This window comes from Pseudomonas tehranensis (assembly GCF_014268615.1).
In the GTDB taxonomy this organism is placed as follows: domain Bacteria; phylum Pseudomonadota; class Gammaproteobacteria; order Pseudomonadales; family Pseudomonadaceae; genus Aquipseudomonas; species Aquipseudomonas tehranensis.
Genome location: NZ_JABWQV010000246.1, coordinates 1 through 7,404, shown reverse-complemented (window position 1 = coordinate 7,404; position 7,404 = coordinate 1). Strand labels below are relative to the sequence as shown.

Genomic DNA, 7,404 nt, shown 5'->3' with positions numbered 1-7,404 from the left:
ATCGCGAGCAGGCTCGCTCCCACAGGGGGAAATGTGTGGTGTCTGAAAACACAAACCCCGGCACCAGGGCCGGGGTTTGTGGTGTTCCCTTACAACCTTACACCAGCGCAGCAATCGCCGCGTTGAAGGTGTTGCTTGGGCGCATGGCCTTGCTGGTCAGCTCCGGGTTGGCGAAGTAGTAACCGCCGATGTCCACCGGTTTGCCTTGGACGGCGTTGAGTTCGGCAACGATTGTTTCTTCGTTGTCGGTCAGCGTCTTGGCCAGGGCGGTGAACTGGGCCTTGAGGGCTGCGTCGTCGTTTTGAGCGGCCAATGCCTGGGCCCAGAACAGGGTCAGGTAGAAGTGGCTGCCACGGTTGTCGATGCCGCCGACCTTGCGCGAAGGCGACTTATTGCGGTCCAGGAACTCACCGGTGGCCTGGTCCAGGGTCTTGGCCAGCACCAGGGCTTTAGGGTTGTTGTAGGTCACGCCCAGGTGTTCAAGGGACGCGGCCAGGGCCAGGAACTCGCCCAGGGAATCCCAGCGCAGGAAGTTTTCTTCCAGCAACTGCTGAACGTGCTTGGGGGCCGAGCCGCCGGCGCCGGTTTCGAACAGGCCACCGCCGTTCATCAGCGGCACGATCGACAGCATCTTGGCACTGGTGCCCAGTTCCATGATCGGGAACAGGTCGGTCAGGTAGTCGCGCAACACGTTGCCGGTCACCGAAATGGTGTCCTTTCCTTCGCGGGTGCGGGCCAGGGTGAATTTCATTGCATCGACCGGCGACATGATGCGGATGTCCAGGCCGGCGGTGTCGTAGTCCTTCAGGTAAGCCTGGACTTTTTCGATCACCACGCCGTCGTGGGCGCGCATCGGGTCCAGCCAGAAAATCGCCGGAGTGGCGCTGGCGCGGGCACGGTTGACGGCCAGCTTGACCCAGTCCTGGATTGGCGCGTCCTTGGTCTGGCACATGCGGAAGATGTCACCCGCCTCGACGTTCTGCTCCAGCAGGGTGCGACCGGTGTTGTCCGAAACACGGACCACGCCGTCGGCCTTGATCTGGAAGGTCTTGTCGTGGGAGCCGTACTCTTCGGCTTTCTTGGCCATCAGGCCGACGTTCGGCACGCTGCCCATGGTGGTCGGATCGAAAGCGCCGTGTTGCTTGCAGTCTTCGATCACCGCCTGGTAGATGGTGGCGTAGCAGCGATCCGGGATCACCGCCTTGGTGTCGTGCAACTGGCCGTCGGTGCCCCACATTTTGCCGGAGTCACGGATCATGGCCGGCATCGAGGCGTCGACGATGACGTCGCTCGGCACGTGCAGGTTGGTGATGCCTTTATCGGAGTTGACCATCGCCAGCGATGGGCGCGCCGCGTAGACCGCCTGGATGTCGGCTTCGATCTGCGCCTGCTGCTCGGCCGGCAAGGCCTTGATGCGGGCGTACAGGTCGCCGATGCCGTTGTTCAGGTTGAAGCCGATCTGCTCCAGCACTTGTGCGTGCTTGGCCAGGGCGTCTTTGTAGAACTCGGCGACGATCTGACCGAACATGATCGGGTCGGAGACCTTCATCATGGTGGCCTTGAGGTGGACCGACAGCAGCACGCCTTTTTGCTTGGCGTCTTCGATTTCAGCGGCGATGAAGTCGCGCAGGGCGTTCTTGCTCATCACGGCGCAGTCGAGGATCTCACCGGCTTGTACGGTGGTTTTTTCCTTCAGGACAGTGGCAGTGCCGTCCTGAGCGATCAGCTCGATTTTCACGCTGCCGGCGGCGTCGATCAGGGCGGCTTTTTCGCTGCCGTAGAAATCACCAGTGCTCATGTGGGCCACGTGAGACTTGGAGTCGGCTGCCCAGGCGCCCATTTTGTGCGGGTGCTTACGCGCGTAGTTCTTGACCGACAGCGGAGCGCGGCGGTCGGAGTTGCCTTCACGCAGGACCGGGTTCACGGCGCTGCCCTTGACCTTGTCGTAACGGGCGCGTGCGTCTTTCTCGGCGTCGCTGGTCACGGTTTCCGGGTAGTCCGGCAGTGCGTAGCCCTGGGCCTGCAATTCCTTGATCGCGGCCTGCAGTTGCGGTACCGAGGCGCTGATGTTCGGCAGCTTGATGATGTTGGCTTCAGGCGTCACGGCCAGGTCGCCCAGTTCGGCGAGGTGGTCGGCGACGGCTTTGTCACCCAGTTGCTCGGGGAAGCTGGCCAGGATGCGCCCTGCAAGGGAAATATCGCGGGTTTCCACGGCGATGTCGGCCGAGGCGGTAAAGGCTTCGACGATCGGCAGCAGCGAATAGGTGGCGAGGGCGGGAGCTTCGTCGGTGAAGGTGTAGATGATCTTCGAGCGGGTGGGCATATTCGGATTAACTCTCTTCTTTGCTAAAGCATGCGCAGAAACTCGAGGAGCGCCGGGTAAGCGCGTTCGTTCAAAAGTCATCCGTGAGCCGAATGTCGAGGTTTCTTCGCGGTGATGTTGGGTGCATCAGTCGAGCGTCAAGCGGTTGGGCCGCGGTAACGGTCCGGCTTTTAAACTGGCGGAAAGTCCTGTGATAGAGCACTCAGCCAGCGTGACCCTGTGGTCAGCGGCGGCATTATACATAGGTAGCTGGCAATCTGCCGATGGTTCATAGACTTCCGTACACGTCCATTGGTCTAAACGTCGCAGTACCCAAGGAGCGGACTATGCTCATGTTTGGCGCTTTTCCCTTGGTTTTCAGGGTTGTACACCGCTAACTGCAGGCTATTCCCCCGGATGAGCCTAACGTAGGGTTTGCGCGCCGATTCAACTGGGGTACGCTCGAACGCAGCCAGATGTTCAATCCAAGCAATGGAGTTCAGCATGGGGTATCAAAAGATTCAGGTTCCAGCCGTCGGTGACAAAATCACCGTCAATGCAGACCATTCTCTTAATGTTCCCGACAACCCGATCATCCCCTTCATTGAAGGCGACGGCATTGGCGTCGATATCAGTCCGGTCATGATCAAGGTGGTGGACGCTGCGGTTCAGAAGGCCTATGGCGGCAAGCGCAAGATTTCCTGGATGGAAGTCTACGCCGGTGAGAAAGCAACCCAGGTTTACGACCAGGACACCTGGCTGCCTCAGGAAACCCTGGACGCGGTCAAAGACTACGTGGTTTCCATCAAGGGCCCGCTGACCACGCCGGTCGGTGGTGGTATTCGCTCGCTGAACGTAGCCCTGCGCCAGCAGCTCGATTTGTATGTCTGCCTGCGTCCGGTGCGCTGGTTCGAAGGCGTGCCAAGCCCGGTCAAGAAGCCTGGCGACGTGGACATGACGATCTTCCGTGAGAACTCCGAAGACATCTATGCCGGCATCGAGTGGAAGGCCGGTTCGGCCGAGGCCACCAAGGTCATCAAGTTCCTGAAAGAAGAAATGGGCGTGACCAAGATCCGTTTCGACGAGAACTGCGGCATCGGCGTCAAGCCGGTTTCCAAGCAGGGCACCCAGCGTCTGGCCCGCAAGGCCTTGCAATATGTAGTGGACAACGATCGCGATTCGCTGACCATTGTGCATAAAGGCAACATCATGAAGTTCACCGAGGGTGCCTTCAAGGAGTGGGCCTACGAAGTGGCGGCCGAGGAGTTCGGCGCGACGTTGCTCGACGGCGGCCCGTGGATGCAGTTCAAGAACCCGAAGACCGGCAAGAACGTCATCGTCAAGGACGCCATCGCCGATGCCATGCTCCAGCAAATCCTGCTGCGCCCGGCCGAATATGACGTGATCGCGACCCTGAACCTCAACGGTGACTACCTCTCCGACGCCTTGGCGGCGGAAGTGGGGGGCATTGGCATTGCACCGGGCGCCAACCTGTCCGACACCGTGGCGATGTTCGAAGCCACCCACGGCACCGCACCCAAGTATGCCGGCAAGGACCAGGTCAACCCGGGCTCGCTGATCCTGTCGGCGGAAATGATGCTGCGGCACATGGGGTGGACCGAAGCGGCCGACCTGATCATCAAGGGCACCAACGGCGCGATTTCGGCCAAGACCGTGACCTATGACTTCGAACGTCTGATGGACGGCGCTACGCTGTTGTCTTCCTCGGCCTTCGGTGATGCACTGATTTCGCACATGTAAGCGGATCGCCAGCCAGCAAAAAAATGCCCGGCTCGAGTGATCGAGTCGGGCATTTTTGGTGTCGGGGGAGGCTTGTGCCGATCAATGGACTTCAGTGGTCATGACATTGACAGGGGTGGCGCAAGGGGTATCTTCAACGGTGTCCGCGGCAATATTGACCGCGTGCAGGCCCTTGGGCCCCTGGATCACTTCGAATGTGACGCGTTGTCCGGCTCTCAGGGTTTTATAGCCATCCATCCGAATCGCCGAGTAATGGGCGAAAAGGTCTTCATCCCTGCCGTTGGCAATAATGAAACCGTAGCCCTTGGCGTTATTGAACCATTTGACTTTGCCACTCATCTTGACGACCGACATAGGCCATATCCCTCTGCAACACACTCCGTCAGTGGAGTATCATCCAGTTCATCCGCAGTCTAATCTTGGAAAACAGGATCGATTCCACGGACCTTTTTAACCCACGATGGGCTCTATTGGTTGTAACACCGTTTTCCCGATAGTCAAGGCGACCCGGCGGTCGTGGTTGAAATCGCCTGCAAGCGCCCCCATCACTGTATTTGCCAACTAAACGAACCTTTCTTTCCATGCATGCAATCAGCCAGATTCGACTAACATTCAATCAGGATCGCCCGGATCTACATGACGACGATTCCGCAGGCATTGCTGTTCAGGAAGCAAAGCCTGCATTACAGGCGCCACCGATGTACAAGGTGGTTTTGTTCAACGATGACTACACACCGATGGATTTCGTCGTCGAAGTGCTCGAGGTGTTTTTTAACCTGAATCGCGAGCTGGCGACCAAGGTCATGCTGGCCGTCCATACAGAGGGACGGGCAGTATGTGGAGTGTTTACCCGCGACATCGCCGAGACGAAGGCCATGCAGGTCAACCAGTACGCCCGGGAAAGCCAGCATCCGCTACTCTGTGAAATCGAGAAGGACGGTTAACGCCGACCACTTGGGTATGAGGTGAAGCTATGTTAAACCGCGAGCTCGAAGTCACCCTCAATCTTGCCTTCAAGGAGGCTCGTTCGAAGCGTCATGAATTCATGACCGTCGAGCACCTGCTGCTGGCCCTATTGGATAACGAGGCTGCCGCCACCGTTTTGCGTGCCTGTGGCGCAAACCTCGATAAACTCAAGCATGATTTGCAGGAGTTCATCGACTCCACCACGCCATTGATCCCCGTTCATGACGAGGATCGTGAAACCCAGCCAACCCTGGGCTTCCAGCGTGTCCTGCAGCGTGCTGTCTTTCATGTACAGAGCTCGGGTAAGCGTGAAGTGACCGGCGCCAACGTCCTGGTCGCCATCTTCAGCGAACAGGAAAGCCAGGCGGTTTTCCTGCTCAAGCAGCAGAGTGTTGCGCGCATCGATGTCGTCAATTACATCGCCCATGGCATTTCCAAGGTGCCTGGGCACGGCGATCACTCCGAAGGTGAACAGGATATGCAGGATGACGAGGGCGGTGAGTCTTCTTCTTCGGGCAATCCGCTGGACGCCTACGCCAGCAATCTGAATGAACTGGCGCGCCAGGGCCGTATCGATCCACTGGTCGGACGCGAGGCGGAAGTCGAGCGGGTCGCGCAGATCCTGGCCCGACGCCGCAAGAACAACCCGCTGCTGGTGGGCGAGGCGGGCGTGGGCAAGACTGCGATCGCCGAAGGCCTGGCCAAGCGCATCGTCGACAACCAGGTGCCGGATCTGCTCGCCAACAGTGTGGTGTATTCCCTCGATCTGGGCGCCTTGCTGGCGGGCACCAAGTACCGCGGTGATTTCGAGAAGCGCTTCAAGGCCTTGCTGGGCGAGCTGAAAAAGCGTCCGCAGGCGATCCTGTTCATCGACGAAATCCACACCATCATTGGTGCCGGTGCCGCGTCCGGTGGCGTCATGGATGCCTCGAACCTGCTCAAGCCGCTGCTGTCTTCGGGTGATATCCGCTGCATCGGTTCGACCACGTTCCAGGAATTCCGCGGGATTTTCGAGAAGGACCGTGCCCTGGCCCGGCGTTTCCAGAAAGTCGATGTGTCGGAGCCTTCGGTGGAAGACACCATCGGTATCCTGCGTGGGCTGAAGGGCCGTTTCGAGCTGCATCACAATATCGAATACAGTGATGAGGCGCTGCGCGCCGCCGCTGAGCTGGCCTCGCGCTATATCAATGACCGGCACATGCCGGACAAGGCCATTGATGTAATCGACGAGGCGGGGGCCTATCAGCGCCTTCAACCCGTGGAGAAGCGCGTCAAGCGCATCGAAGTGCCACAGGTTGAGGACATCGTCGCGAAAATCGCGCGGATTCCGCCCAAGCACGTCACCAGTTCCGACAAGGAGCTGCTGCGTAACCTGGAGCGCGACCTGAAGCTGACGGTGTTCGGTCAGGATGCGGCCATCGACTCGCTGTCTACCGCCATCAAGTTGTCCCGCGCCGGTCTCAAGTCGCCGGACAAACCGGTGGGTTCCTTCCTGTTCGCAGGTCCTACCGGTGTCGGCAAGACCGAGGCCGCACGGCAGTTGGCCAAGGCGATGGGGATCGAGCTGGTTCGCTTCGACATGTCCGAGTACATGGAGCGTCACACCGTGTCGCGTCTGATTGGTGCGCCTCCGGGTTATGTCGGTTTCGACCAGGGCGGTCTGCTGACCGAGGCCATCACCAAGCAGCCGCATTGCGTGCTCTTGCTCGATGAAATCGAGAAGGCGCATCCGGAAGTCTTCAACCTGCTGCTGCAGGTCATGGATCACGGTACGCTGACCGACAACAACGGACGCAAAGCGGATTTCCGCAATGTGATCATCATCATGACCACCAACGCCGGTGCCGAAACCGCAGCTCGCGCTTCGATCGGTTTCACCCATCAGGACCATTCGTCCGATGCGATGGAAGTGATCAAGAAGAGCTTCACGCCTGAATTCCGCAACCGCCTGGACACCATTATCCAGTTTGGTCGCCTCAGCCATGAGGTCATCAAGAGTGTGGTGGACAAGTTCCTTACCGAACTTCAGGCGCAGCTCGAAGACAAGCGTGTGCTGCTGGAGGTCACCGATGCGGCCCGCAGTTGGCTGGCGGCCGGCGGTTACGATGTGACAATGGGTGCGCGGCCGATGGCTCGCCTGATCCAGGACAAGATCAAGCGTCCGCTGGCGGAGGAGATCCTCTTTGGCGAACTGGCCGAACATGGCGGTGTGGTCCACATCGACATCAAGGACGGCGAGCTGACCTTCGACTTCGAAACCACGGCTGAAATGGCCTGATCGTTAGCTGCAATAAAGCAAAAGGCGCCGAAAGGCGCCTTTTTGCTGACTTCAAAAACACGCCGATCTCCTGTGGGAGCGGGCTTGCTCGCGAATG

Annotated in this window: 5 protein-coding genes; 3 read left to right on the top strand and 2 right to left on the bottom strand. The window is 59.2% G+C overall.

Annotated elements, in window-relative coordinates; translation table 11 throughout:
• Positions 1-97: 97 nt before the first annotated feature.
• Entirely contained in the window at positions 98-2,323 is a 2,226-nt protein-coding gene (locus HU811_RS23005) for an NADP-dependent isocitrate dehydrogenase (protein ID WP_092399193.1), read from the bottom strand.
• A gap of 483 nt (positions 2,324-2,806) precedes the next feature.
• Here HU811_RS23005 and icd point away from each other — a divergent pair, with 483 nt between their 5' ends.
• Positions 2,807-4,063: an NADP-dependent isocitrate dehydrogenase gene (gene icd, locus HU811_RS23000; RefSeq protein WP_092399189.1), complete on the top strand. Its 1,257-nt coding sequence runs from the start codon at positions 2,807-2,809 to the stop codon at positions 4,061-4,063.
• 81 nt (positions 4,064-4,144) lie between these two features.
• Here the strand turns inward: icd and cspD are convergent, their stop codons facing one another.
• Positions 4,145-4,417: a cold shock domain-containing protein CspD gene (gene cspD / locus HU811_RS22995; RefSeq protein ID WP_275944492.1), complete on the bottom strand. Its 273-nt coding sequence runs from the start codon at positions 4,415-4,417 to the stop codon at positions 4,145-4,147.
• A gap of 227 nt (positions 4,418-4,644) precedes the next feature.
• Here cspD and clpS point away from each other — a divergent pair, with 227 nt between their 5' ends.
• Positions 4,645-5,007: an ATP-dependent Clp protease adapter ClpS gene (gene clpS, locus HU811_RS22990; protein ID WP_015094394.1), complete on the top strand. Its 363-nt coding sequence runs from the start codon at positions 4,645-4,647 to the stop codon at positions 5,005-5,007.
• A gap of 29 nt (positions 5,008-5,036) precedes the next feature.
• Entirely contained in the window at positions 5,037-7,307 is a 2,271-nt protein-coding gene (gene clpA / locus HU811_RS22985) for an ATP-dependent Clp protease ATP-binding subunit ClpA (RefSeq protein ID WP_047227721.1), read from the top strand.
• Positions 7,308-7,404: the final 97 nt, after the last annotated feature.

What these genes read in the sequence shown, in the direction of transcription:
- HU811_RS23005 (WP_092399193.1), bottom strand. Translation starts at nt 2,323, where the DNA reads ATGCCCACCCGCTCGAAGATCATCTACACCTTCACCGACGAAGCTCCC.
- icd (WP_092399189.1), top strand. Translation starts at nt 2,807, where the DNA reads ATGGGGTATCAAAAGATTCAGGTTCCAGCCGTCGGTGACAAAATCACC.
- cspD (WP_275944492.1), bottom strand. Translation starts at nt 4,417, where the DNA reads ATGTCGGTCGTCAAGATGAGTGGCAAAGTCAAATGGTTCAATAACGCC.
- clpS (WP_015094394.1), top strand. Translation starts at nt 4,645, where the DNA reads ATGCATGCAATCAGCCAGATTCGACTAACATTCAATCAGGATCGCCCG.
- clpA (WP_047227721.1), top strand. Translation starts at nt 5,037, where the DNA reads ATGTTAAACCGCGAGCTCGAAGTCACCCTCAATCTTGCCTTCAAGGAG.